This window comes from Virgibacillus sp. (assembly GCF_013393565.1).
Taxonomy (GTDB): domain Bacteria; phylum Bacillota; class Bacilli; order Bacillales; family Amphibacillaceae; genus Virgibacillus; species Virgibacillus dokdonensis.
This window is the reverse complement of record NZ_JABXHF010000049.1, coordinates 1-25,155: the sequence shown is the minus strand read 5'-3', so window position 1 is coordinate 25,155 and position 25,155 is coordinate 1. Positions and strand designations below refer to the sequence as shown.

The 25,155-nt window shown below is 35.6% G+C and carries 28 protein-coding genes and 2 pseudogenes; 5 read left to right on the top strand and 25 right to left on the bottom strand.

Annotation, left to right across the window (positions count from 1 at the left end; translation table 11 throughout):
• Window positions 1-134: 134 nt before the first annotated feature.
• From bioD to HLX49_RS11340, 7 genes are all read right to left on the bottom strand, one after another.
• Window positions 135-842 carry a dethiobiotin synthase gene (gene bioD, locus HLX49_RS11370; RefSeq protein WP_296361981.1) on the bottom strand — a complete coding sequence of 236 codons (708 nt, stop codon included), beginning with the start codon at window positions 840-842 and terminating at the stop codon, window positions 135-137.
• Entirely contained in the window at window positions 839-2,011 is a 1,173-nt protein-coding gene (gene bioF, locus HLX49_RS11365) for an 8-amino-7-oxononanoate synthase (protein ID WP_483372453.1), read from the bottom strand. Before bioF ends, bioD begins: the two co-directional genes overlap by 4 nt.
• Window positions 2,001-3,347: an adenosylmethionine--8-amino-7-oxononanoate transaminase gene (bioA, locus tag HLX49_RS11360; RefSeq protein ID WP_296361978.1), complete on the bottom strand. Its 1,347-nt coding sequence runs from the start codon at window positions 3,345-3,347 to the stop codon at window positions 2,001-2,003. The genes bioF and bioA overlap by 11 nt, the downstream gene beginning before the upstream one ends.
• Window positions 3,348-3,350: 3 nt before the next feature.
• Window positions 3,351-4,136, bottom strand: coding sequence for a 6-carboxyhexanoate--CoA ligase (gene bioW, locus HLX49_RS11355; protein ID WP_296362000.1), 786 nt, complete (start codon window positions 4,134-4,136; stop codon window positions 3,351-3,353).
• A 281-nt stretch (window positions 4,137-4,417) separates the two neighbouring features.
• Window positions 4,418-5,287: a hypothetical protein gene (locus tag HLX49_RS11350; RefSeq protein ID WP_296361975.1), complete on the bottom strand. Its 870-nt coding sequence runs from the start codon at window positions 5,285-5,287 to the stop codon at window positions 4,418-4,420.
• A 13-nt stretch (window positions 5,288-5,300) separates the two neighbouring features.
• Entirely contained in the window at window positions 5,301-6,497 is a 1,197-nt protein-coding gene (locus HLX49_RS11345; RefSeq protein ID WP_296361973.1) for a carboxypeptidase-like regulatory domain-containing protein, read from the bottom strand.
• A gap of 707 nt (window positions 6,498-7,204) precedes the next feature.
• Window positions 7,205-8,113 (bottom strand): DNA-3-methyladenine glycosylase family protein, encoded by a 909-nt coding sequence (locus HLX49_RS11340; RefSeq protein WP_296361971.1) that lies wholly within the window; start codon window positions 8,111-8,113, stop codon window positions 7,205-7,207.
• A gap of 139 nt (window positions 8,114-8,252) precedes the next feature.
• Between HLX49_RS11340 and HLX49_RS11335 the strand changes: the two genes are divergently transcribed.
• Together HLX49_RS11335 and HLX49_RS11330 are read left to right on the top strand one after the other, a co-directional pair.
• Window positions 8,253-8,819, top strand: a complete 567-nt coding sequence (locus HLX49_RS11335) for a bifunctional transcriptional activator/DNA repair enzyme AdaA (protein WP_296361969.1) — start codon at window positions 8,253-8,255, stop codon at window positions 8,817-8,819.
• Window positions 8,820-8,899: 80 nt separating this feature from the next.
• Window positions 8,900-9,400 (top strand): methylated-DNA--[protein]-cysteine S-methyltransferase, encoded by a 501-nt coding sequence (locus HLX49_RS11330; RefSeq protein ID WP_296361967.1) that lies wholly within the window; start codon window positions 8,900-8,902, stop codon window positions 9,398-9,400.
• 282 nt (window positions 9,401-9,682) lie between these two features.
• Here the strand turns inward: HLX49_RS11330 and HLX49_RS11325 are convergent, their stop codons facing one another.
• The 10 genes and pseudogenes from HLX49_RS11325 to HLX49_RS11275 all read right to left on the bottom strand — a co-directional run bounded on the left by HLX49_RS11325 (window position 9,683) and on the right by HLX49_RS11275 (window position 16,693).
• A complete protein-coding gene (locus HLX49_RS11325; protein ID WP_483372452.1) occupies window positions 9,683-9,964 on the bottom strand; it encodes a class I SAM-dependent methyltransferase in 282 nt (93 codons plus the stop codon).
• A gap of 173 nt (window positions 9,965-10,137) precedes the next feature.
• Window positions 10,138-10,980 carry a protein phosphatase 2C domain-containing protein gene (locus HLX49_RS11320; RefSeq protein WP_296361965.1) on the bottom strand — a complete coding sequence of 281 codons (843 nt, stop codon included), beginning with the start codon at window positions 10,978-10,980 and terminating at the stop codon, window positions 10,138-10,140.
• Between the two features lie 346 nt (window positions 10,981-11,326).
• Window positions 11,327-11,893: a histidine phosphatase family protein gene (locus HLX49_RS11310; RefSeq protein WP_296361964.1), complete on the bottom strand. Its 567-nt coding sequence runs from the start codon at window positions 11,891-11,893 to the stop codon at window positions 11,327-11,329.
• A 103-nt stretch (window positions 11,894-11,996) separates the two neighbouring features.
• Window positions 11,997-12,569 (bottom strand): histidine phosphatase family protein, encoded by a 573-nt coding sequence (locus HLX49_RS11305; protein WP_296361962.1) that lies wholly within the window; start codon window positions 12,567-12,569, stop codon window positions 11,997-11,999.
• A gap of 331 nt (window positions 12,570-12,900) precedes the next feature.
• Window positions 12,901-13,074: pseudogene (locus HLX49_RS11300) on the bottom strand (amino acid permease); the annotation flags it as partial.
• A gap of 256 nt (window positions 13,075-13,330) precedes the next feature.
• Window positions 13,331-13,414, bottom strand: a complete 84-nt coding sequence (locus HLX49_RS11295) for a putative holin-like toxin (RefSeq protein ID WP_296361995.1) — start codon at window positions 13,412-13,414, stop codon at window positions 13,331-13,333.
• 177 nt (window positions 13,415-13,591) lie between these two features.
• Window positions 13,592-13,858, bottom strand: a complete 267-nt coding sequence (locus HLX49_RS11290) for a helix-turn-helix transcriptional regulator (RefSeq protein WP_296361993.1) — start codon at window positions 13,856-13,858, stop codon at window positions 13,592-13,594.
• Between the two features lie 293 nt (window positions 13,859-14,151).
• Window positions 14,152-15,009: an AraC family transcriptional regulator gene (locus HLX49_RS11285; RefSeq protein WP_237342803.1), complete on the bottom strand. Its 858-nt coding sequence runs from the start codon at window positions 15,007-15,009 to the stop codon at window positions 14,152-14,154.
• Between the two features lie 224 nt (window positions 15,010-15,233).
• Window positions 15,234-15,614: a TIR domain-containing protein gene (locus HLX49_RS11280; RefSeq protein WP_296361959.1), complete on the bottom strand. Its 381-nt coding sequence runs from the start codon at window positions 15,612-15,614 to the stop codon at window positions 15,234-15,236.
• A gap of 209 nt (window positions 15,615-15,823) precedes the next feature.
• Window positions 15,824-16,693, bottom strand: coding sequence for a LysR family transcriptional regulator (locus HLX49_RS11275; RefSeq protein ID WP_296361957.1), 870 nt, complete (start codon window positions 16,691-16,693; stop codon window positions 15,824-15,826).
• Window positions 16,694-16,825: 132 nt separating this feature from the next.
• On the opposite strand from HLX49_RS11275, the gene HLX49_RS11270 reads away from it, so the two are divergent.
• Window positions 16,826-17,269 (top strand): hypothetical protein, encoded by a 444-nt coding sequence (locus HLX49_RS11270; RefSeq protein ID WP_296361955.1) that lies wholly within the window; start codon window positions 16,826-16,828, stop codon window positions 17,267-17,269.
• 358 nt (window positions 17,270-17,627) lie between these two features.
• On the opposite strand, the gene HLX49_RS11265 is transcribed toward HLX49_RS11270, so the two are convergent.
• The 5 genes from HLX49_RS11265 to HLX49_RS11245 all read right to left on the bottom strand — a co-directional run bounded on the left by HLX49_RS11265 (window position 17,628) and on the right by HLX49_RS11245 (window position 22,385).
• On the bottom strand, window positions 17,628-18,209 hold the full coding sequence (locus tag HLX49_RS11265; RefSeq protein ID WP_296361952.1) for a DUF4256 domain-containing protein: 582 nt from the start codon (window positions 18,207-18,209) through the stop codon (window positions 17,628-17,630).
• Between the two features lie 23 nt (window positions 18,210-18,232).
• Window positions 18,233-19,273, bottom strand: coding sequence for a DUF1835 domain-containing protein (locus HLX49_RS11260; RefSeq protein ID WP_296361950.1), 1,041 nt, complete (start codon window positions 19,271-19,273; stop codon window positions 18,233-18,235).
• A gap of 207 nt (window positions 19,274-19,480) precedes the next feature.
• Window positions 19,481-20,269, bottom strand: coding sequence for a DUF817 domain-containing protein (locus HLX49_RS11255; RefSeq protein WP_176087406.1), 789 nt, complete (start codon window positions 20,267-20,269; stop codon window positions 19,481-19,483).
• Between the two features lie 695 nt (window positions 20,270-20,964).
• Window positions 20,965-21,453 (bottom strand): DinB family protein, encoded by a 489-nt coding sequence (locus HLX49_RS11250; protein WP_077706529.1) that lies wholly within the window; start codon window positions 21,451-21,453, stop codon window positions 20,965-20,967.
• Window positions 21,454-21,836: 383 nt separating this feature from the next.
• Window positions 21,837-22,385, bottom strand: a complete 549-nt coding sequence (locus HLX49_RS11245; RefSeq protein ID WP_077706530.1) for a short-chain dehydrogenase — start codon at window positions 22,383-22,385, stop codon at window positions 21,837-21,839.
• 52 nt (window positions 22,386-22,437) lie between these two features.
• Here HLX49_RS11245 and HLX49_RS11240 point away from each other — a divergent pair, with 52 nt between their 5' ends.
• A complete protein-coding gene (locus tag HLX49_RS11240) occupies window positions 22,438-22,854 on the top strand; it encodes a hypothetical protein (protein WP_077706531.1) in 417 nt (138 codons plus the stop codon).
• On the top strand, window positions 22,839-23,267 hold the full coding sequence (locus HLX49_RS11235) for a helix-turn-helix transcriptional regulator (RefSeq protein ID WP_296361944.1): 429 nt from the start codon (window positions 22,839-22,841) through the stop codon (window positions 23,265-23,267). Before HLX49_RS11240 ends, HLX49_RS11235 begins: the two co-directional genes overlap by 16 nt.
• Before the next feature lie 305 nt (window positions 23,268-23,572).
• On the opposite strand, the gene HLX49_RS17125 is transcribed toward HLX49_RS11235, so the two are convergent.
• The 3 genes and pseudogenes from HLX49_RS17125 to HLX49_RS11225 all read right to left on the bottom strand — a co-directional run.
• On the bottom strand, window positions 23,573-23,965 hold the full coding sequence (locus tag HLX49_RS17125) for a hypothetical protein (RefSeq protein WP_367112746.1): 393 nt from the start codon (window positions 23,963-23,965) through the stop codon (window positions 23,573-23,575).
• Window positions 23,952-24,452, bottom strand: a complete 501-nt coding sequence (locus HLX49_RS17120; protein WP_367112745.1) for an MFS transporter — start codon at window positions 24,450-24,452, stop codon at window positions 23,952-23,954. Before HLX49_RS17120 ends, HLX49_RS17125 begins: the two co-directional genes overlap by 14 nt.
• A gap of 267 nt (window positions 24,453-24,719) precedes the next feature.
• Window positions 24,720-24,971, bottom strand: a pseudogene (locus HLX49_RS11225) (dockerin type I domain-containing protein); the annotation flags it as partial.
• Window positions 24,972-25,155: the final 184 nt, after the last annotated feature.

The following is a 25,155-nucleotide window of genomic DNA, read 5'->3' as shown; positions in this document are numbered from 1 at the left end:
ATGATCACCAAACTTTTGTGGTGGCATCCTTCGTTTTAAGACTTAAATTTCAGGTTTTCCTATTGTGTGTAAATAAGCCAAACAAGTATATTTTATTGGACTCTTATATCGCACCTTTTTCTATGGAGCATAGATTACACAGGACTAATTTCCATTAAACGGCGTAGCAATACTTCGATATCTAAAGATGTATCAACCATATGTTGCACATCACTTTCTGTAAGTTTTTTCAACTTAGGAGTCACTCCTAGAACAGGAACCCCACACATATCTTCCATAAGCTTTGGATTGGTTATCTCATCTATATTAGGCTGATTACTCTTCCCATTTATCACAATTCCTACAATTGGTATCCCTACCTGTTTTGCATAGTAAACCGTTAAATAAGTATGATTTACCGTTCCAAGATTTGGTCTAGCCACAATAAGAATGGGAAGCTTTAAAGCAATTGCTAAATCACTAACTAAAAAGTCCTTTCCTAAAGGTACGGAAATACCTCCTGCCCCTTCCACGATAAAAAAATCGTGTCTATCTTTTATTTTTTTCCAATGGTCTAACACAGCTTGCATACAAATTTCTTTATCTTCCAGTTGTGCTGCCACAGATGGTGCGAGAGGTTGACTAAATTCATATGGCGTAATTTCCGCATGAGTTAAAGATGTTTGCGACATATGTTTTAACAAACTCGTATCACTATTTGCATGATTACGTGAAATCCCACTTAATAACGGCTTAAATACCCCAACATCCAGTTTCTTTTCCTTTAAAGTTGCTGCAATTCCGCTAGCTATAACTGTTTTGCCAACATCGGTATCAGTTCCGGTTATAAATATCCCTTTCATCTAAGGACTCCCCACTTTTTTCCAATTATATAAAACGCATGTAATACATCATCTATCTCTTGCATAGAATGACTTGCGGTTACAGTAAGTCGAATACGGCTTTCTCCATTAGGCACTGTTGGCGGACGAATTGCCGGCGCATAGATTCCTTTTTCCTCTAACTCTTTCGCGAATTCAAGCGCTAATTGTTGCTCACCTATAATGACAGGAATAATTGCTGTATGATCTCCTTTCACAGCGTATCCCATATCATTTAATCCTTCCTTCAGCTTTCTAATATTGTAGTGAAGATGCTCACGCCTATTTGCATCCTGCTCTATCAGCTCTATTGCTGTATATGTAGCTGCACAAATGGCAGGAGAAAGTGCAGTCTGAAAAATAAACGTCCTAGCATGGTTTTTTAAGAAATCCACCAATATACTAGAGCCAGCAACAAATCCCCCTTCTGTCCCAATTGCTTTACTACATGTGCCAATTACTACATCTGGCATGATACCAAAATACGCACTTGTCCCTCTTCCGCTTTGCCCTAGCACCCCAGTTGCATGGGCGTCATCGACAATAACATATGCGTGATAATGATCTGCAAGCTCCATCATGCGATCAAGGGGTGCAATCGAACCATCCATGCTAAAAACGCCGTCCGTTACAATAAATCGCTGTTTGTATTTTGTGGTAGCAGCTAATTTTCTTTCCAAATCTTCCATGTCCACATGGCGGTAAATACACGTTTTGGCTTTGGATAAACGACAACCATCTATGATACTAGCATGATTATATTGATCACTTAAGATAACGTCCTCTGCTTCAGCTAAGGCAGATAAAACACCTATATTCGCTAAATAACCGCTAGAAAATAATCGTGCAGCCTCTGTTTGTTTAAATGTTGCTATCTTTTTTTCCAACTTCTCATGCCAATACGTGTTACCCGTCGTTAGTCTTGATCCACTACTCCCAACACCAAACTGTTGCAATGCCTCTATCGTTGCATGAATCAAACGCTTATCATTTGCCAGCCCTAAATAATCATTAGAGGAAAAGATTATTTTCTTTTCCCCATCTACTATCCTTGCCGATTGCGATGCCGTTTTCATCGTTCGAAGCGTACGATACAACGAATTTTCTTGCATTTCTTTCACTCTGTTATGCAACTTGTCGTCAAACGACAACATGGCTCACCTCATGAATCGCAGCTTTCATAATGCCAACCATTGCTTCTATTTCTTCTACGGTAGTAGCGAGCGGTGGCATAAAAACGATGGTATTTCCAATTGGTCTTGTCAACATACCCAGATCCCTCATTTTTAAAGATACGAGGTAACCGACTCTTTTTTCAGGAGGAAATGGCTCCCTTGTCTCCTGATTAGCCACGAGTTCTATCCCGCACATAAAGCCAAGCTGCCTCACATCGCCTACCGTTGGAAGTGCATAAAGTTGCTGAAGGATTTTCCCCATCTCTTTTGCTTTAGTGGCTACACTTTCAACTATTTGCTCTTCCTTAAATAATGTTATATTTTCGAGGGCAACCGCACATCCAAGCTGGTTTCCTGTATACGAATGCCCATGGAAAAAAGTCTTCATTTGATTATAATCGTCATAAAAAGCTTGATAAATATCCTCTGTCGTTAGCGTTGCAGCAATTGGTAAATAACCTCCTGTTATACCTTTTCCAACCGCCATAAAATCTGGTTGAACTTGTTCGTGTTCACAAGCAAACATTTTCCCTGTCCGTCCAAAACCTGTTGCAACTTCATCTACAATCATGAGGATATTATATTGATCGCAAAGCTCTCGTACGCCTGTTAAAAATCCATCTGGCATCACAATCATCCCAGATGCTCCTTGAACCATAGACTCGATCGAAAGCGCCGCAATTTCTGCATGTTTTTCCATAAGTAACTGCTCTAATGCATACAAACATGTATCACGGCATTGTATAGGGTCACCACTTGAAGAACGATACACATAGGGGGTTGGCGCTTTATAGCTTTCAAACATTAACGGCCCATAAATATGATGAAAAAGTTCGATCGAACCAACGCTCACAGCGCCAATAGTATCGCCATGGTAACCATTTTGCATGGCAATAAACTTCTGCTTTTCTGGCCTGCCGATATTCATCCAATATTGAAAAGCCATTTTAAGCGCGATTTCCATCGCCGTAGCGCCACTGTCTGAATAAAAAACTCTCGTTAGATTTTCAGGGCTGACTTTAACCAGCTCTTCTGCTAATTCTGTTGCAGGCACATTGGTCATTCCTAAAAGGGTAGAATGAGCAATTTTCTCAAGTTGTTGTTTAATTGCCTCATCTAATTTCTGCTTGCGATGACCATGTACATTTAACCAAACGGAAGAAAAACCATCGTAATATTCCTTGCCATAGATGTCTTTCACCTTTACTCCTTTCCCTTCCTCAATAATTAAAGGGTCAAGATCATAATCCTTCATTTGTGTAAATGGTAGCCATAAATGCTTTTTACTTTTTTCTATTAGTTCTTGTTGCAATGCTTATCCCTCCCATGTAATCAATACTGGTTGATTTTCCAAATAATTTATGTATGAGCGTATGTCCTTCTGCCCGTCCACAAAGAAAATTCTACACCCCCTTTCATCTCCGTACGCTTTTATATTTTCAATACGCTGATAACCCATTTTTCTACTAGCAACGTAACCTGTCGTATAATCGGGATCATCTGACCAGCATAGTTCTGCAATAGTAGCAGGATGATTATTTACTTTCGCAGCTAGCGCAAGCGCTTCTCTTATTCTAGAATTAGCGGAAACATGATGATAACGTGCCCATTTTTCAAAATCATTGCCCCGCCAATCTAATCTAGACACCCGAACTCCTTTTTCTTCTCGATCATCCAAGCGTTTACCTGAATGGGCATCTATTAAAACAGCTCCTCGCATAGAGGAATATTGTGAAACAGTTTTAAGCGCGCAGTGTATCACTTTTTTAGGGATCCCTATTATTTCTAACAGTTGAAAAGCAACTGTTTTTCCTTCTTTTAAAAAGGTATCTCCTTCTCTCACAAATCTTTCTACATTCGTCCACCTCTCTAAAGGTTGCACATATGTTACTGACTCAGAAATACTTTCTAATTGAATTTGCATAAAATCTGGTCTTCCCTTGCAATGCGTTAGTCCCTTTTCTAATAAATACATGGCAACTTGTTGAATATTAGAAAAACGAGTAATCCGCTCTCCGCCAGAAATGTGTGTACCCCCTTGTTCATGACTACCACCTTGAGCTGCCCTCATTCGCAAATTATATAGTTTATCCACTTCTATTTCACCCCCTTTTGTTAACCATTTTAATTTTAAGTTTACAATTAAATTGTATGCTCCCCTTTTCCAACTGTCAATAGGTGAAAAAAACTTGGATTTTTGACAAATCTTTATGAAAATCGATCGTTTTTCTATTCGAAAGCTGTAGATTAAAACAAAAACTTTCACCAATTATTGATGGTGAAAGCAGTACATTTTTGCTTATACGATAGCCCCGAAACAGGATACTTTGCTATAATATAAAAAGAAGAAAAATCTTTTTTAAAACTTCTTGTTTATTATTTCTATATCTTCATATCAACATTATAATGTGTGTTGGAAGAAAGCCTATAGGCACTGAACGCTTCAAATTGGTTTACAAAATTATTCCAATTTTCTTTTAACATACGGATGGTGTCATCTACCTTCATTTCGGAAAACTCATTCCACGATTCCCCAAATTGATTCTTTTGTATTTGCTTATATCCCTTCATCACCTCTTCATATTTATGCTGAAAGGAGATAACGTTTGATTTTAAAAATAAATGACTATACAGATTTTGCTCGTTTTGAACAAAGTGTTTTCCCTCCTGGATGTTGTTTATAGCATTCAACATTCGATCAGCAATATTTCTATACGAACCTTTCTTTTCCTTATGCTGGTTATATATAATCTCATATGTTTCCAATGATTTATTAACCGTCTGCTCGAGCTTAGCACTTGTATAGTCTTGCACAACTGCAAGAAACTCATTTTTCACAGAGGAATGTGGTATATTCTTAGCTATAAGATTTAACTTTTCCTTAGTTTGAAGATGGTACATACTTTCTATATCACTCGTCCATCCCTTAGAAAAATAATCATCATTTTGTCGCAATGCCTCTTTTACTAAATTGGTTAAATAATCCTTTTCAACCTTAGATATCCCTTCTAGATTTTCAAAAAACGAAGAAAAGTATTTATCGAATTCTGTACTTTTGCTTTGCTCTGTTTTTATCTTATTAATGGTTAATTTTTGATTAGGTATTCTTATCGTATCTACTACATCTGAAAGTAATTGTTTTTCCAATTTAATACTTGATGCATTCTTAATAGTAGTCTCACGAGGGACAGTATTTTTGAATAAATTACTCTGAAATAAGCTTTTATGAAAAGAAACATGATTTTTCAGCATACAATACCTCCTTTTAATGCGGGCGATACGTGGAATAAGCAAAATGGTAGAGAGAATTTTCATTTGAATCTAATACATTACCATTAGATAGAAAAACTATAGGTATAATATCGAAATAGTGATGACTTGCAGGAGCAGTGTATGCATACTTTCCTGCAGCCTCTTGAATAGACGGAATTTCCATTATAAAATTACCATTACGATCTGTAGTACTAGATTCCATATAAACTTTATCGTTTCGCACAGCCACTATACGAGCTTCAACATTGGCATTTGGTACAATAATACCATTTTCATCAAATAATTGACCCTTAACATTGATGAAATTTTTAATACGATATTTATACCCGTATCCATAATCAATATATCCCTCTACATTATCATCTGTACCTATATTTGATATCACAACTGACGTTCCCTCTTTAGCCTTTTCTCTTATATCTAGTGTGTATTTTTGATCAGCATCATGTTCAAGTGATGTAGATTGAACTCTTAACAAATATGTACCTGCTGGAAATACTATTGAATAATTTGTATTATCGCCAAGACCTGCGAGGGCATTTAGTTCGGGATCAAATATATCAAGTTGATAATTAGCTGAGGAAGGATTATTTAAATTAACAGTAAACGTTTTTTCTTCATCAACTTGAAAAATTATCCAATCCATGTCATAACCATTATCTATTGTTTGGCTCAAATAGATATTATTTAAATAAGCTGATGCTTGATAAATATTGTCATCTGGTTCGTTCTGATCATAAGATGGGGAGTGTTGTACCAATAAGGCAAACGGTGAATTTGGATCTGCACCAGAAACAGAATTAACCGCAATGTAATAAATACCTCCCTCAGTTAATTTACTCAATTGCTCATTTTTTCCACTCCCATAGCTCGAAGTAACTACTTCCTCTAAAGTCATTGTCTCTTCATTTAATTTAAAGAGGTGTAAATCATAATCAATAGATGTAGATTGAACTGTCTGCATTACAACCGTCAACTTCCCTGCCATACTATTTTCAAAGCGATACCACTTTTGCTGGCCTTCTTCTGTTATATAATCTTTATATACACCCCCAATATCAATAGCAACTGCATTATTAGGAGAATCATTGGTAGCTTGATCAGATACTTTAGTAGGCTTAACTTCATTCTTTTTAACTCCTACACTTTTCTCTAACACCGATCTTGTGTTACCTTGTATTTTAATCATTTCCTCCGGTGACTCAAAATTTATAGTTGTATTCTTCTCTAATGAGTTCTGAAGTTGAACTTTTGAAAAGTCTAATGTTTCACTGGCATTGACAAGTTAAGGAAACCAAAAACTGGAACAAGAAATGCTATAAGTAATGAAACTATAAATTTTTTCATCCTCTCTTCCCCTTTAAATTATATCGAACTTTTTTGAAATTTATTTAGTTATTTTCGCAATAATCTTTTTTTTGAAATATAGTTTACTTTCTCACCCCAGAAAAAAGGCACCCAACTAGATGGAAAAAATTCTACAACTTTACCGCGTGCATGTCGCAAGGATCACCTCCCAGCAAGTGGTTGATTCCTTCGACAGCGCACTCATTGTTTCGTAGCCCATGAGTGCGACCTGAAGAACCTTTTGCGAAAGTAAATACTCTATTGCCCTTTTCGTATTATTACATTCACATCTTCCCTTTTATCGTAAACATTGGTAATAAAATGTTGCATGATTTCTTTAAATTCCAATTGATTTTCTATATAAGGATGATGGCTGCTTTTCAACTTATGGACGATAGCATTGTTAAAACTCCATTTGGTAAGCAATAACGCTGACCTATTCAGTATCTACTATTTCAACGTAATATAATTTCTGCCCCCTTTTCAACTTGATCGTAACAGTTATATTTGTTGTAGCAATTGCCTCTCATAACGTATTTCCCCCACCCATTATTGATAAAGCGATCTCCATAAATAAAATGTAGCATAGGCTTGCCAATTTGCCCAATTAGTCCCTAACTCGCGTACATATTCTTTGGTTGGCTTTTGTTTTAATCCTACCACCTGTTTGATTGCATTTTGCAATCCTACGTCAGCAATTGGAAAAGCATTAGGAACACGCAAACATCGCATTAATACATAATGGGCTGTCCAAGAACCAATCCCTCTATATGCTGTCAGCATTTTTTCTGCTTCCTCTAAACTATTTGTAGCAAGTAATTTCTCCTTAGATATTTCGTTACAAACAATGGCACGTGCCATATCAATAAAGTATTCACTTTTTCGTTTAGATAGCTGTAATGATGTTAATTCGGACACAGAGATATTTGCAATCACTTCCGGGGTTGGAAACAACCAAAACAATCTCTCATTCCATTGAACAGATGTCCCATATCGTTCTACTATCCTTCTTTTTAACTTATAAGCAAAGGAAAGGTTAATTTGTTGCCCGATAATTGCCCAACTTATTGCTTCAAAGAAATTCGGAATTCCTATTAGCCGCAGTCCATAATGAGTTTGGACAAGGCGCTTTAAATAAGGATCCTTCAAGGCGATTTTGTAAAAACCAGCTAGATTTGTATTTACATCGAACCATTCACTTACAAAGGTCGTAATTTTATCGCGATATGCTTCAGAAAAAGCGCAAGAGCTTTTCACAACTTTAACCAGCAATCCTCCATTCGTTGCTTCACGCAACACCATTAAAAAAACCGCATCATCTATCTTTATTGCTTTTATTACTTCATTTTTCATCACTTGATACATACATTCATGGTTTGCATTAGCTAAATAATGTAGATTTTCTTGAAATTGAAACGCTTCTGGAACCGCAATACTCCATTCTTTTTCTACTGACATTGCAAACACTCCCTTTACTCTAGTTGTATCATACCTTTCACTCTAAAAGTTTCACTATCTTGCCACGATGTTTCTGATCCATTCATCTATTTGCTTAAAACCGTTATAATAAAAAGCATAAGGAAACGAGGTGAAACACATGACAAGTCCACTATCAGAAGAGCAATGGCAAGCTATTATAACGAACGACGCTGCTTTTGATGCTGTCTTTCTATACGGTGTTCGCTCAACGGGTATATTTTGTCGCCCCTCTTGTAAATCACCAAATCCTAAAAAAGAATTTATTCGTATCTTTCAAAATTCCCAGCAAGCGTCGACAGAAGGTTACCGTCCCTGTAAACGTTGCAAGCCATGTGACGAACATATGCCTGATGAGGAATGGGTTTTGCAAATAACACAGTTTATTGATACGCATTACGCTGAGCCATTGACATTAGCTCGATTAGCGAAACATTGTCATGGAAGCCCTTATTATTTGCAACGAACGTTTAAGAAAATGATGAAAATATCACCAAATGATTATATACAGCAAATACGCATTTCTCATGCAAAAAAACAGTTAATACAAACAGATAAATCCATTGCTGAAATAGGTATGAAAGTTGGTTTACCTAACACGCCTTACTTCATTACGCTATTTAAACAATACACCGGGAAAACACCCAAACAATTTCGATCAGCGTTTAAAACAAATGGATTAAACTAAAATTTTGACTTGCTTCCCAACGGAAAAATAACGAGCTTCACGAAAAATTTTAACCACATCTATATTGGAGGAGAGTTGTAATGACCGTTTATTGGACAACTTGTAAACATGACACATGGGAATTTTATGCAGCTGCAACGGAAAAAGGATTGTGTTACCTAGGCCCGCGTCATTTAGCAAAAAATGAAATGGAGGTGTTTTTACAGAAGCGATTCCCTCACGAGAGGATGGAGGAAAACGATCAGCCATTAATTCCCTATATAGCTGAACTACAAGAATATTTAAACGGGAACAGGAGGAACTTCGAACTTAAACTCGACCTTTATGGCACCCCTTTTCAGCAACAAGTTTGGCAAGCATTACAACAGATTCCGTTTGGACAAACAGTCACGTACTCTGATATTGCCAAATCTATCGAAAAACCAAAGGCAGTACGTGCTGTTGGAACAGCGATTGGAGCAAATCCGATTTTCATCATCGTTCCTTGCCATCGAGTTATTGGAAAAGATGGTGCCCTTACAGGATTTCGCGGTGGTTTAGATATGAAAGAGCGGCTGTTATTATTTGAGAAAAAGGTGTAGAAACATAATAACTGCATCATGTTATTTTTTTCTAAAAAGAACTTGGGTATGTAATTGCATAACTTGGCTTATCATTAAGCTTCCGTTTTTCCTTAGGAAGATTTAAATTCTTCTTTTCTGAAAGCAAACTCCCTTTTATAGTGCCCTACTTTTTCACTAAAAAAGGGAGATGTATTTACTTTTTCAACTTAAAGACAATAAAATCAGCACAGCGAAAATTCTCTTCAAATTATTTTTTTAACATTTCCTGAAACGCTTTTTCAATATTTGCAAGGTCTTGCATCACCATGTTTGAAACAATAATATCAAACCTAGCATTTTTGTGGAATAGTCTACAGCTGTTACTTTTGCTTTTGATTTTGCTAACAGTCTGCTAAAATATCCTTCCCCACACCCAGCATCTAAAATCTTTTTGTTATTAACTGGTCCCAATAAAGAGAATAAAGTCGGGTTTAAAAACACTTCTTTATGTAAATTACCTTGTTCAGAATGATTTTCCGCATACGATTTGGCAAAGCTATCCCATCTATTAATTGCTTCTTCGGTACCAATGTTCTTTTTCAACACGCTTCCCCCCTCATTCATTTCACCTAAACTGGTACATCATTTCCTGCACATTATCGTGTAGTCAACTAACTTGACTTTAGAAAAACTTGGCTTGTCACCATGTCTTATGGCGAATGGCGTAGTTTTTATTATACTATAAACCTATTAGACTTTTATGCTTTCCTATAGTGTTAAAAAGTAATCCATACCCCGGATTTATCATCTGACATTTTAAATCTTGGATATCTTACACATTCCGGGTCAGTAGCCTCAAGCTCGATTAAATCATTTGCATATGCTTGTAGTCCTTTAGAAAAGATCTTTCTAATCATGGCCTCCCAATAACAATCATGTTCAGATACCCATTCTTTTGGAAGAAAAAGCCCATCGGTAACCATCACAAGATGCTTTAATCCGTTTCTGTTTATTTTCCCAAATTCAGTAAATTCGACTGCATCATTTTCGCCATTTAACACACCATAACCAGCAAAAGTATTGCTTCTTTGTCTAATGGAGATTAATACGTCTTCTACACCCTCCCTCAAATCTCTTTGTTTATGTATTCCTTTATCAATAAGCTCCTTCCACTTATTTATGGCAACTCCTTCTAAAAACTCTGTTTGCGCTCTTGTTAGCACTCTTACAAATCCACTATCATAAACGGCAAAAATCATACAGTCGCCTGTTTGGATAAAGTCTATCCTATTTGGAGAAATCTTTACTAAAGCTAGTGCTGTCCCCCATAATTGTTCTTTTTTTGATGTGTCAATATGATATTCTTTCATTTTAGTCTGTAGTTGCATGTTTATCTTTGCAAAATCATCCAGAAAGCTATTGCAATATTGAATTGATTCATAATAATTTTTCACTAGGTTAGAGGCAATATAACCGCCTGTTTCGTTCTCCTGCGTAAAAAAAGGTATGATAGAGGAAGCGCCATCCGCTACCCCATAGACTGAAATATTATCATTGATGATAACGGCATCTTCATTACATTCACTGACACCTTTACAAGTCACTGTTTCTATTTTCATTCTAAAATCTCCCTGTGAACAATATTTACAATCACTTTTTATACATTTTTTGTCGTCTCTCGTTTTTTCCAACAGAACAATTTATTAAACCTTTTTGTCCATTGAAGGCATTTATTTCTTTCGCTTCTCTTCTTTTAAACTCTTCAAGTCTAAAAGTAGTACTAAAATAACATGTAAATCAAATTCATAGTGCTCATGATTTTCCCCCATGTATTTCCGAATAAATATGAGATTACCAATTTCTATATCTGCGTTGACTTCTTCCGTACATTCTCTTTTTAATGCTAGATGAAGGTTCTCTCCATATTTTTGCCCGCCACCAGGTAAAATATAATACTATCCATCCTTATCTATTATCCCATAAACGTGTATAACGAGTAGCCTGATCTGAAATGTTTAATTCATACACATCAGGATTACTTAATTCTTTCCATTGCTCAAATCCAAAACTTTGATCATAATAATGCAGTAATAAAGAGATAATCCCGCCATGCGCAACAATAACTGTATGTGTAGCATGACTTTCCACAATATCCTCGACTACTGATATAATACGGTTCATTGCTTCATTACTCGTTTCTCCGCCTTCATACTTTAAATCAAGTTCATCATAGGTCGCTTTCAGTTTATCCATCCAATCTGAAAAAAAGGTAGAACTCAGTACACGTTCCGTTAAACGTTCTTCTTGTTCAATTTCTAAGTTCTTAATGTCTGCAAATGGCTTTATCGATTGAATCGCTCGTAAAAATGGACTCGAAATAATTCGATCAACCTTTCGTTCTGATAGAAAGCCAGCTAATTCTTTCGCTTGCAACCACCCTCTTTCTGTAAGTGGTGCGTCAGCTGCTTGCCCTTCCGCTTCACAATGCCTAATAACGTAAATTGTTTCATCCATCCGATCGCCTCTATTCATTTTAATATTTTCCACCTCATAATAGCATTTATTTTCAGAATTCGCTTCTGATACAAAATATTAAATAAATCGGAAACAAAATAAGCCCACATCAGCGATTCTATTAGAATGCTAGGTCAATACGTTCCCAGATTTGCTCTACTTCCATAAGTTTCTTTTCTTCAAAGGATAATTTATATATATCTGGCATTTCAAGACACTTCCAAAAATCAAAGCCATAACGAATATCAAAATAGCTCATCATTAGTACCATTATATTTCCGTGTGTACCAATGACAAGATTCTTCCCTGCATTCCTACCTAATATGCGCGAAAGAGAATCAATCGCCCTTTTCTGAGCAGTTTTATTCGACTCTCCCCCCTGCCATGCAAAGTTCTCCTCTTGCCATACTTTTGTAATTGCAGCTGTAAAATCTTTCACTGGTTCTCCCGCCAAAATACGCTCCTTAAATCCATCCACTATAATAATCTCTTGATTTATATACGCAGCAATTCCTTCTACTGTTTGAATGGCTCGCTTATACGGACTGGCAAAAACACAATCGATTTTTTCTTTTTTAAGTAGATCCGTAACGACTTTTGAATCCTTGAACCCTCTTTCTGACAACGGTCTACGCATTTCATCTGGTGTATAAACAGAATGCGCATGTCTAACAAAGTATAAGTTCGTAAGCAATTTTCAGCACCCGCCCTTTCTAACTCTTCATATTTTTTGTTATCTCGTTTTTAATAGCCCTCTATCTTTTTATTAGCAATTACTCTTTACACTATATTGCTAAGTGTCGTTGCTTTTGTGGATTATGGACTTCCAACCACTTTTCAGCTTCTCGTATCATCCATGCCCCCATATCATCTAAAAAATCAACTATTTCACAAGGATTTTCTACTGGATGAATAGCATAGGCAAGTGCTTGGTTTCATCTGCATCTCTTTCTCTGGATAATACGTAGAAAATAATTGATAAGCTGGAAATAAATCTCTTGTATATTTGTTTTCTATCTACGGTTTTGACCTACAGCAGCAGTGACAAAATAGAACCAGCCTATTATGTTGCCACAATGATATCCAAAAGAACGTCTCACAAATGTTGCTGCACCACCTGCATCCGGGTATTCACGTGCCAAACAGGCGAAAGTATAAGCTAAAGGCAAACTGATAAAACTCCCCATTAACCAAGATAAATTTATGCAGACGCTGTAACCGTTGTCATAACTATCAATAAATACTTGCCATTTAAAAATCCTAAACAAGGCATCAAGCTAATGGTTTGAATTTTGATTATTTATGGTATAATAAGGGTAACAACATACAATAATAAAATGACCGCCAGCGTGTCAGCGCTGACGATCTGATGCAATAGCATGATTCCCTGCAAGGGGGATTGGCTGTATAGGTTCAAAATAAGCACCCACAGGAGCCGTTAACTCAATGGGGGGCTTATTTTTTTTGGTCAAATGACAGCATAGCTACAATCAGCACTCCGAAGTTCAATGCAATCATCAGTGCTTCGAATACTGTCATTGGCACCACCTCCTTTCTATCGGAGATGAATGCCAACCCGCCCATGAGTTTATCAAACTATTGTTCTTCTATTATATCATTTCATCCAAATTCTCGCCTCCCTCAAACTAGAAACAGTATGACGGAGAATTTATTCAACCAATGTTTTTAATAATTCGCAATATGTCACCCTTTCTACTATTTATACTTCTTTGCTTTTAAACATTCCACTTGAAATTGCTTTGGTGTACAACCATTACAACGTTGAAATGCTTTATAAAAGCTGGATGTACTCTGATACCCTACTTGAAAACCAATTTCTATTCCATTTAAATTTGCAGTCTGAAGCAATTGTCTTGCATGGTTAATTCTAACTTTTTCTAAGTAGGTACGTGGTGTATAGCCAGTATGGTGCTTAAAAACCCTATTTAAATGAAACTTGCTAACCCCCACTTCCAAAGCTATGTCTTGGAGGTAATAGGTTTTCCAATAATCATTTTCAATTATTTCTTTCGTATCTTCTACAATGGAGCGAACAGGATCATAGTTTTTTGTCTTTAAATCTGAACGGCACTGAACCTAATACAGCAACAACATATAAAGCGACTCCTTCGTATAACCCAATCGTCCGCTTCACATAAATCGCCTCCCCTTATTAATCACTTTAGCAATTAAAAAGAGGAGGTTCTTCGCTTTTTTTGCTATTTAATTTTTGTCATATCAAAACAATCATTTAATAAGCCATTAAACAGTTGGCTTTACTTTATTGGTACCCATACCTCACTGTAGTGATCCTCTGAATAAGGGTCATCATCAGTTGAATATACTTCCATTTCTGGTCCACCAGCATGCTCATATCCAGTTGAAGGAAACCATTCAGAAAAGATTCTCTCCCATGTTTTTTGCATTGCTTCTGGCATGGCTCCATAGACAGGAAAAACAGCCCAAGTCGCAGCAGGAATTTTTCTTATCTCCCAATCAGAAGGAACTTGATCCATGTTCTTTTCTGTACAAATTAGATAAGTTACATTTTCTTGTTGTTTATCAAAGTCCATACAAATTCCAAGGATTCCTAGAGAACCACAACTCTTTGCAAGCTCGTTAGTAAATCCATTGGCATTTGACTCGTCCCAGAAGGCTGGTATCTTTTGATGATTCTCTCCACCAATAATCGTCGTACGAATACTTTTTCCTACAACCTCAAAAGCATCTTTTTTCACCATTCTGTAATCCATTTCTACATCACCCTTCAATTGAATTTGAAAAGAGAGTTTGGGATAAGCTTTCAAAGGATGGACATTTTTCCTAGCGTTTATTGGACTGACACCATGGATTCGTCGAAAAGCTTTTGTAAAAGATTCTGGAGTCTCATATCCATATTTCAGCGCAACATCAATTACTCTTGCTTTCGAATTAATCAGCTCCTGGGTAGCCACAGTAATTCGGCGATTACGGATATACGCATTCAGGGTGTACCCAGTTAACATGTGGAACATTCGCTGAAAATGAAACTTAGACATACAAGCCACTGAAGCAATCTCATCCATATGAAGATTACTTGATAAATTACGTTCGATAAATTCTATACTGTCCAACATCCTTTGTAGTTCTTTCACCTAGCATTCTCCCTCCTCGACATTCATTGTAATGAAATGGATTCATTCCTTCCTGTTCATCTGTGCTTTATATTGACAGAGTGATAGTCTACCTAAGGTAAGCAGTAGGGTTTTGGGTTTTCTTTCATCCCCGCTAATTGTTGTAGTCCTAAAGTTTCTGGACGAATGAGGGAATTAAGTGCTCTGACCGCCACTGAACCTTGCCTGCAACAACGTTCATAAGTTTATCCCAACACCATACTTACTAATTCATCCAACGTTCCAAAGCATTTCTTCACTTCAGGTAAATGATAGAATGTGCTTGTTGTAGCAGAATTATTGACTTCTTTATTTGGTGAATAAAGAAAGATTTTTTTCCTACGTCCTAATGCTATTCCCATTTCAATATGACTTCCTTTTCCTGCAGGAAGTAAGACGATAATAACATCCGCTGCAATTACTGCATCTTTTTGTTTTTGACCTATACATTTTAAAGCTTCAATTGTCGAAGCCCTGTCATTTGTTGTCCAGTCATATGTTAGTACATGGCCTTCCTTTATGAATAAACCACGAATATAACGTACACTTTCTATATTTTCAAAACTTGAGGCAATATAAAAATTCACTAGTTCCGCCCCCTTTTTTTCTTCTCTGTTATACGTATCAATAATGTAATCGCTTTGAAGTGGAGATTTATTTTTTATCCATTGATAATCATTTCTGTAATTTCCAACTTTTCTTTTTATAATAACATATTAGAAAGGATGAGTTTTCTATGTTTAACAAATTAACTGGTTTTAAATTGAAAAAATATCGGCAGCACTCCCACCAATAATTACTTACCTTCGTTTAATTGTAAGCTATCTAAAAATTTTCGATAAGCATGATTTATAAAAGTATCCTTTCTTCGTATAAACACTGTTTTTACGGTTGCATATTTATCTGGGAGCTTATGAATACGTAGCTTGCCATCTGTTTGGTGTTGGCTAACTAGTGATTCGGTGATAACAGCAATTCCTAAACCAGCTTTTACACAACCAATAATTGCCTCTAATGTCCCAAACTCCATCATTTTCATAGGAACCATTCCCTCATCACGAAACCACTGTTCTAACCGTTTTCTATGAATACAATGAGGACGGGTTAGAAGTACCCGTTTCTGCAAATTCGTTATAGACTGTAATGATTCTGGCTGACTATCTGTTATAACAACAAGTTCTTCCTCCATAACTGGTATTTGAATAAGATGAGGATGTTTAACAGATCCTACTACAAACGCTCCATCTAGTTTAAAATCAAGTACATCGTTAATAAGCTCTTCGGTTGCACCAATAGTCAAGGATAATTCTACCTGAGGATATTTTTTATTATAAGAAGCAAAAACAGATGGTAATCTAACAGATGCTGTTGTCTCATTTGCGCCTATGGAAATGGGACCACGAGGTGTTTCAGAATCTTGAATTGCCTTTTTTGTCTCCTCCATTAGACGCAAAATTTGGTCTGTATAAGATAAGAGTTGGTTCCCCTTTGAAGTTAATGAAACCCCACGAGGATGTCTGTAGAATAGTTCTGTTTGCAGTTCTGCTTCTAATTTTTTGACTACCCTCGTAATGTTAGACTGAGCATAATTCAATTGTTCAGCCACCCTTGTGATACTGCGTTCATGAGCTAAAGTTTTGAAAATAAATAATTCCTTCACGTCCACAAAGCATGCTCCTTTAGACATCATTTTAAATGATCGATTTAATCTTATTTAATCATTTTTAATACAACTCTAAAAGGATTATGATATGTGTAAAGAACATTTTCTTCAAAATTCATTTTAGGAAAGGAATGCATGTATTTGTTACCTGTACATCGATTAAAAGCAAGAATAACAGAGGAAGAGCATGATCTATTAACTAAAGAGCAGCGTACTTTGTGGGAAATCGCTCTAGAGAACTTGGAAATGCAGTCAAATAGTTTAAAAGAGAATGACAGTTCAAAAAGAGCTAGTGAAACGTTAACAACATCCATTCTTCACGAATGGGAAAAAACGAGAAATAAGTTAAATGAATTAGAAGATGTATATAAAAAATGCAATGAAGCAATAGATCTTTGGAAGCGCCTAAAAAAACAAATAGATCAACTGCCTCTAGATCAATCTCAAAAGGATTATTGGCTAAAGCAGGAAAAAAAGAAAGCAGAATTATTGGGTCATACGAAGCGAGCATGTCTATGGGAGGAAATAGAAAATTTTATAAACAGCATGGAAAACCTTCACAAGCTACTAAAGTTTTAATTCAAGAACAATATCGCAAAGTAAATTTTTATTCAATAGGAGTTCTCCCTTTCCCTTACTAAGTATTTAGCACCTCAAAAGGAAGAACCACTAGTCATATAACCAAATTGAGGAATTAGATATCATTATTTTCATTAAAGGATTAACGTTTGCAGTGGTTGGTTACAACCATTTATATTTGGGCTTATAGCACGATTTCGTAAGTATAATGAAATAATATGACATAGTGAATTTGATCTTATTTACCGTTTATACTATTTAATCTTCAATATGGAAATACTCTGTTCTACATTTCGTTATTTAGAAATATGTAATCCCTTTCATCTATCACCTTTGGATAATACACTATTTTTAATGGTTAAACCTGTAACGATCCACGAAAGCCTCTAGAACTATAGTAAGAAGAAGCTCCATTATGATACACAAAAACATGCCCGAAACGAAAATCACAGAAAAGAGCTCCACCAAGGTTTCTAATGTCAGGAGGGGTGGCAATCCAACTCGACGTTTTCCTATCAAAATCGCCAAGTTTCTGCAAGGCTCGATACTGGTCTTCTGTTAAAAGTTCAATGCCCATAGCGGTAGCCATATCAACGGCATTATTTTCTGGTTTATGTTTTTTTCTGGACTCCAGCGCTTCACGATCATAACAAACACTTCTGCGGCCCTTAGGACTTTCCACAGCACAATCATAGAAAGTATACGTATCTGTCTCTTTATCATACCCAACCACATCTGGTTCACCGCCTGTTTGTTCCATTTCATGAAGGGACCTCATTTTTTCAGCATTTGCTTCCAGTTTTTCTTGCACTTTAGCCCATTCAAGCTCTTTAAGGCGGTTCCTATTTTTCTCAAAACGAGCTTGCAATACGTTAAGTAATTCTTCCTTTTGTTCTAATGATAAATCCTTCTTACCGTTGATTTCACTATTCTTTGTCATGTTAATTCCCACCCACTTGTATATTACTTGAGCCGTACACTATAATACCTCATTGCTTTCGGAACACCTTTTATTTCAAAAATACCTTTTAAAATCAGTTGTCGTACTCTATACTCAAAAAAGGAATCACCGATAGATTGATTTAAATGCCCCATTACTTCCCCAATAAGTCGTGCAGAATGTATGAAGTCGTTATATCCCCTCTCTTTGTGTAGCTGTTTAGCTTTATTTATAATGTAGTTATCATAATACGTTTCCTCTACATTTATTATTTCTCGCTTTTCCCATATCCTTAGGCATTCCTTCATAGTAGATAATGCTTGCCATTCTTCTACAAATTCTTCAAGTTGATGTTGACTTACTGGAGCTTGTTTTCTACTTTCTTCATATATCATTACTAATTTTTCAGGTAAAATTTCTCCCGTATGTAATGGGAAACATTCATTATTTGGGACATTAAATTGATCTTTATACTTCTTGCTCGCGTTTAATATAAAAATGTCATTGATTTTATCTTTTAATAGAAAGAGAACATATCGCAAAGCGGTTTGTTCATGGGCATTTTCACCAGTCCATATCATTATTGGAGTGCTTTTTGGAATAGCTTTCATCATAGATACAGTGTGGTTAAAAATATAGTTGTATTCATCTATGTATTCGTCATCAAGATTGATATGATTTTTTAACCATTCATATCTATAATTAAGCCCCTCCTCTTTATGTAATTGCCAGATGGGACCAACCTCTAACATATCCGAAAAACGAATGATTCTCTCCTCTTCTTGGTAATTCAATTCTTTTAAAGCTTGTTTTAAAGAGCCAGACGTAGAGTCACCAAAAACAATATGTACTGCACGATAACCTTTATGACTTTTTATATCCAATTGATTTTCTTTATATTCTAGAAAGGAATGATAGGTTCTTTCTAGATCCTTCACTAACTGGCTTTTTGTATATTGATCTGTTTTCTCGTGGGCTTCCATGCTCATAAACATAGATAGTAAAAGATCATGCATTTCCTCTTCCGTCGTATTTTTAAGCAGTCTTTTTATTTCATGAATCAAATAATCACTCCTTTATATATATTTTTCCATAAAACCCAATTGTATTCTTTTTCCTGTTCATTTCTTCGTCTCTTAATACACATATACCCTAGATTTGAAGCTAGCTTAAACATAAACCATAAAAGTCAACTTCATTTTTTCCCTGGTACTTAATTTACCATAAAATTAACGGAATCAGCTCAGTACAAAAAGCAAACGTATAGCAAATTAATAATGTTCTGTACTGATGCCTTGTTGATTTTTTTCTTTCACTTGCTTTAATGTTGCTACGATAAGAAAGCTAACAATTACCAATAAGACCCATGAGCTTACCTTACCTAAATGAACCAGACTCCATGCATCCGTTTGATTCGGATATTCCCAAGCGCCAAATAATGTGACAATATTTTCAGCAATCCATATAAAAAATCCAATAAGAATAAAAGAAAATACGAGTGGCATACGATATTTGATTCCGCCGACTTCATATGTAACCCAAGCTCGCCAAAAAACAATAATGACAAGTGCTGCTAACCACCAACGAACATCGATCCAGAAATGATGCGTGAAAAAATTTAAATAAATTGCAGTTGCAAGAGGGACAACTACTAAAAACGGGGGCCAATTGACCAATTTTATGTCCAATCTCCTCCAAGCCTGACAGAGATAACTTGCTACACTTGCATACATGAATCCACTATACAATGGAACACCAAAAACTTTAAAATACCCTTCTTCTGGATACGTCCAAGACCCCATGTTTACTTTAAATATCTCAAGGGCAAGCCCAATGAGGTGAAAGACGGTAATCACCTTCAACTCATCTCGTGTTTCTAATCCAGAACGAACCATGATCCACTGCATGAGGAGACAGATAATAAGCAGCCAGTCATATCGTGGTAGAAATGGTAAAGTTACCATTTGTGTAAGCGCCAATGAAGCAAAAATAACGACTGGAAATAGACAAGATAAAGCTTGTTCCCAACCAAAACGAACGAGCTGTTTCAATCCGCTTATACTTTGCGCCAATATGGTTTTTTTCTGGGAATTTCTTTGACTGCCGAAATTCATGATCTCTCCCCTTTTACAAGCCTATTCATGTCAAAATTAAAAGCACATTTTTTTCCAAACAAAGGAATGTCCTTGCTTGCTTACTTTTCTTCTAATTCTTGATCCATTTCCGCTGCAACATGTCCCATTTCAGGTACTAGGAAAATACACAACACAAGGATTGGAAATAAATCCTATAAACGTCGCCTTCTTCATAAAAACCACCTCATTGATTTGTTAGTTGTTGATTTTAACATATTATTTATTGTAATTCAATAAATAATATTCTTTTTTTGATACATACTTCATGATAATCATTTTCAAGCGTAAGGGTAAAGGAGTAGTGAAGTAGGACAATTCTATAAGCTTATGAAGCAAAATTTTTAGAGAGATCAGCATTAGTGAAACTTGACTTGACGTCAATGCTTGATGACAAAAAAACGCTACCGTCTTTTCTTATAAAACAAATAAGCGTCGCCATCACTGACCACGCCTCTTGCAAAATATTTTCATTTCCATAGGATGACTTCAAGTTTTTAAAAATCGACATAGATATCACAAATATCTTCCTTGCTTTTTCAAAGTAACCATTCTAAATCATAGCTATTTTCAAAATAGTCTTTTTGTAAATGATTTCATCGGCTAACATTTTAAGCTAACCTCTATACATAAAGGTCGAACATATTTACATCATAACCAAGCTGTTTCATGTAATTAAAGAATTGACCTCGATGATGGAACAGGTGGGAAACCTCTTCAACTAACCAGTGTGCTTGAATCTCAGCTTTTTCAAGATAAAAGGGCTTTGTTTTTTTTGTCAAAAAATCTTCTTCAGACAAAGAAAGCATATAATCCTTATAATCTTTAAAACCTTTATTCATTCCTTCAATCATAACATCAGCAGATTCCATATTATTATACTTCGCTTCTAATTTTTCGATTGTTTCTTGATCCTTCTCCAACCATAGATGAAGATCAACTTCTGGTATAGAAATAATATGTTGAGCGAGCTCTTTAAGACTTCGCATATTGTCAGATGGCTTATACTCCCAATCCTCCGCTTGTACCTTTTTCAGCAAACCTTCCATGGATCTTATACCAATTGCAAGTTCAGACAATAATTCATTTCTTAAAATATCTACAGCGTTCATTCCTCTCATCACCTTTTCATTTAATTTGTTTATTCTGTCATGGAATAATGACAGATTACGACATCAACAATGCATTTTTGTTAACTATTCACCACATAGCTTCACTTGAAGTAGACAATTTTCACTACAACCCACGGAAAACCTTTGTTTCCAAGAGGCTTAATGCTGACAACCCTCCCTCTAAAGATCAGATGATTCTGATTTCTTTGTTATCTATGACATCTTACGCATAGAAGATTTGTTTGGTTTCCTCTATCTTGTTTCTCCATGCAACCTTCTCATTAAATTAGACGCTACATAAACATGGTAACATACGTTCGGTTGAAAAGCACGTATAAACATGCACTTGCCAAAAATTGAGGTACTTTTTTTATCCTCACTGTTTAAGGCCGCTTCTCCCAAGGCTCAAGCTGACCGATAGTTGTTATCCTGTTTTTATTTTTAATTGCTTTTATAACGCCATTAGAAATCTCCTTATTTGTTAACCACCTTGATTGATTCCCTTCTATTACAAACCCCAGGCGAATTTGATAGTATACACAACTACCGGGTAATTTTACTTCTCGCTTCATTGCTTTCAAATTTGAGTTGCTCCCTAAAACATGAAATAATTGCCACTCCTTTCTATTATCAGAAATTTGGTCAGTTACTACTTTCAACGCCTTAGGAGCATCTGAGTGAATCCATGCTACGACAAGTTCCAACTCTCCGTTTTCGCTTATTGTTGAATTCACGCGTTCCTGTAATCCCTCATTATCCTTATAATCAACCAATATAGATGTTATGTTATTGTTTAATTCTGTCTCTTCCAACAGTCTCTGCATGCGTTCAGGATTCCTTGCAATAATGGACGCATGATAGTCATTCTTTATTAACCATAGGGATACCCCTGATAACATACCTGTCCCACCAATAATTAATGCATGCTTCATTTATTTTCCTCCTCATGATACAATTCATTATATTATTAAAGAAGGTGATGACATGGCTCCATCAAAGATAATACGAGGAATTGACAAAGGAACTTTTTTATTAAAAAGAGACTTTAGCCAAGAAAGCAACTGGCGAGCTGACCACTGCTATAAGTTTATTTACTCTTTAGATGGAATGATAAATTATCAAACGAACAGAAACCAAATAAACTTTAATCATCATCAATATATTCTATTTAACCCACAAGATGAACATAAACAATTGGCAGTAGAAGGCAAAAAATTTCTAATTGAATTAAATCCTACTTTCCTTAATCACGTATCAAAATCTCTTGGTTTTGTGGTGCAAAACGATATTCAATTTGCTCTAAATGTACAGAAAAGCCCACAAATATCCAACTGGGTCAAATTTGTACTAGATTATATAGTTATTGAAAAAATGACCCGCATGCAGTGGAATTATTTTTAGAGCATAGCTTCTCACAACTCGCATTAATTTTACTAAAAAACGCTGTTGGTACACATACACAGGATATACATGTAAATTCTTACAAAATAATTAGTCCGCAAATATATGCTACAATATGCGCTTTAAAAGAAAGTTATCCCTATTCTTGGACTCTAGATCAAATGGCAGAAATAGCTAATTTAAATAAGTATCAATTTGCCCATTTTTTCAAAGAAATTATCGGGATTTCCCCATACTCTTGGTTACAACTGTATCGAATCATTCGAAGTCAGGAAATGCTAATAAAAACAGATAAAACAACCTTACAAATTGCTATGGACTGTGGTTTTTCATCTATTACTGTTTACAATCAATTATTTAAACGATTATATGGCATAACTCCTGGTGTTTTTCGAGAACGGATGAATAAATAAATGACTGCAGAGCAAATCATCATGAGCCCACAAATTATAAATAAAATTCTTGTAGACAAAAATAAGGAAAGCATTCCGAATATGCCAAGTGAAACTGCATTTGAAAAATAGAGAAGAAATGCATTGAAGCTGAAGCCTCTCCCTAGCTTTTCTGTTGGAAGATAGGTTTGTAACAAATATACTCTTACTAGACTAGATATAGGTAAACCAATGGCTGCGACTAATACACCCATAAAATAGAAGGACATGGTGTAGGAAAATCCCAATATAAGAATTCCTATACCCCAAATCAATGACCCAAACAATTACATTTTCATGCTTAATTCTTTCCAAAAGAATGGGATAAGCAGATTAACAACAATAACAATTGCGCCATACCACCCCAAAAGTATACTGTACCATTCTTCTCCACTCGAAGTTGTTTCTATAAGTTGTAATAACAAACCGACTTCCCAAACCCATGTATTGAAAAACACCATAATGACAGTCACTTCAAATAATGTTCGAATGGTTGTTTGTTTGCTCACCCAAATGGAAAAACCTTTTATGGAGACAAAAACATCTCTCATCGTTCTTTGGCTTAAGCTTTTATTGACTAATCGTTTATCGGCTAATTGAATTCTATAAATAAGAATAACGCTTACAACATATGTTATAGCATCAAATGTAAAAAAATGTATAACTTCAACTGTATTCAATAAATAGTATACTACCAAAAGGTCCTAATACAGTAACCCCTCTGGTAACTGTATCAAGCAAACTGTTCACCGACGTTCTTTCCACTTCTTTTGTAATTATTGGTAAAATCGCTCTATGAGCAGGATTAAAAAAGCACCCTAAGCAATGAATGAGAAAACTACCTATAACCAAATGCCAATAGCTTAGGAGATCTAACTGATGGATAAAAACTAGCAATAATATTACAGGTATTCTGATAAGATCAATACATATTAACAGCTTTTTCTTATCTACCCAATCCGCAATTACTCCCCCTATAAGACCAAATATAAGGTAAGGAGCTACTTGCGAAATTGCTACAATTGTTGTATAAACACTTGATGCTGTCATCTCATAAGCTAAAAACATAAAAGCTAAACCAGAGATAACATTGCCTAAATTTGAAACAGCAGCTCCTAATAAGTAAAAAATAACATTGCTATTGTTTTTCATCACTTCTAAATACATGCCAAATCACCTCTTTCTAGAGTGTAATCTCGTTTCGAGGTGATTTCTTCTATGATATTGCGAACTAAGTAAAAATATGGGTCGTCTATTTAACCCGCTAAGGAAATATACTGGCTGGTGAGCCTCCTCGTGATGGCGCACTGTGAGGTCTCACCGATGCCTTTAATCCCGCAGGAGTGTACGTAAATAATTTCTGCTAAATACTAAACTGTTTGCCTTTAGAGCATACAGTTTAAGCCCAACCTCTTCTAACCATTTATTTCAAAATTAATCTAATAAATCACTTAAACCTACCTCATCTAGAATATCCTCAAGCGTTCTGCCACCTTGCTTTTCTCTTGGAACTGGAGCATTCTCTGCATTTTCATTTACACGTAAATAATTATCAACAATTATTTTCATATCCTTTGCATCAATACTTCCATCTTGGTTAATATCTGCTTTTTTCGGTCCCTTTCCTGGTTTATTAATATGATTCTTTAAAAAGAAAGCATCTTTCATATCAACCACGTTGTCGCCATTTACATCACCAACAAATTCTTTTGGAAGTTCATCATCATAAACATTTAGATTTAAACACTAGCGTTGCATAAACTTTTTATAAAGTAGTCAAGAAAAAACAACTTGTGTCAATACTAAGAATAATAGGAATTATCAATACAAAAACGCATAAAAAAACCTTATAATTAGGGTATGGTAGTCC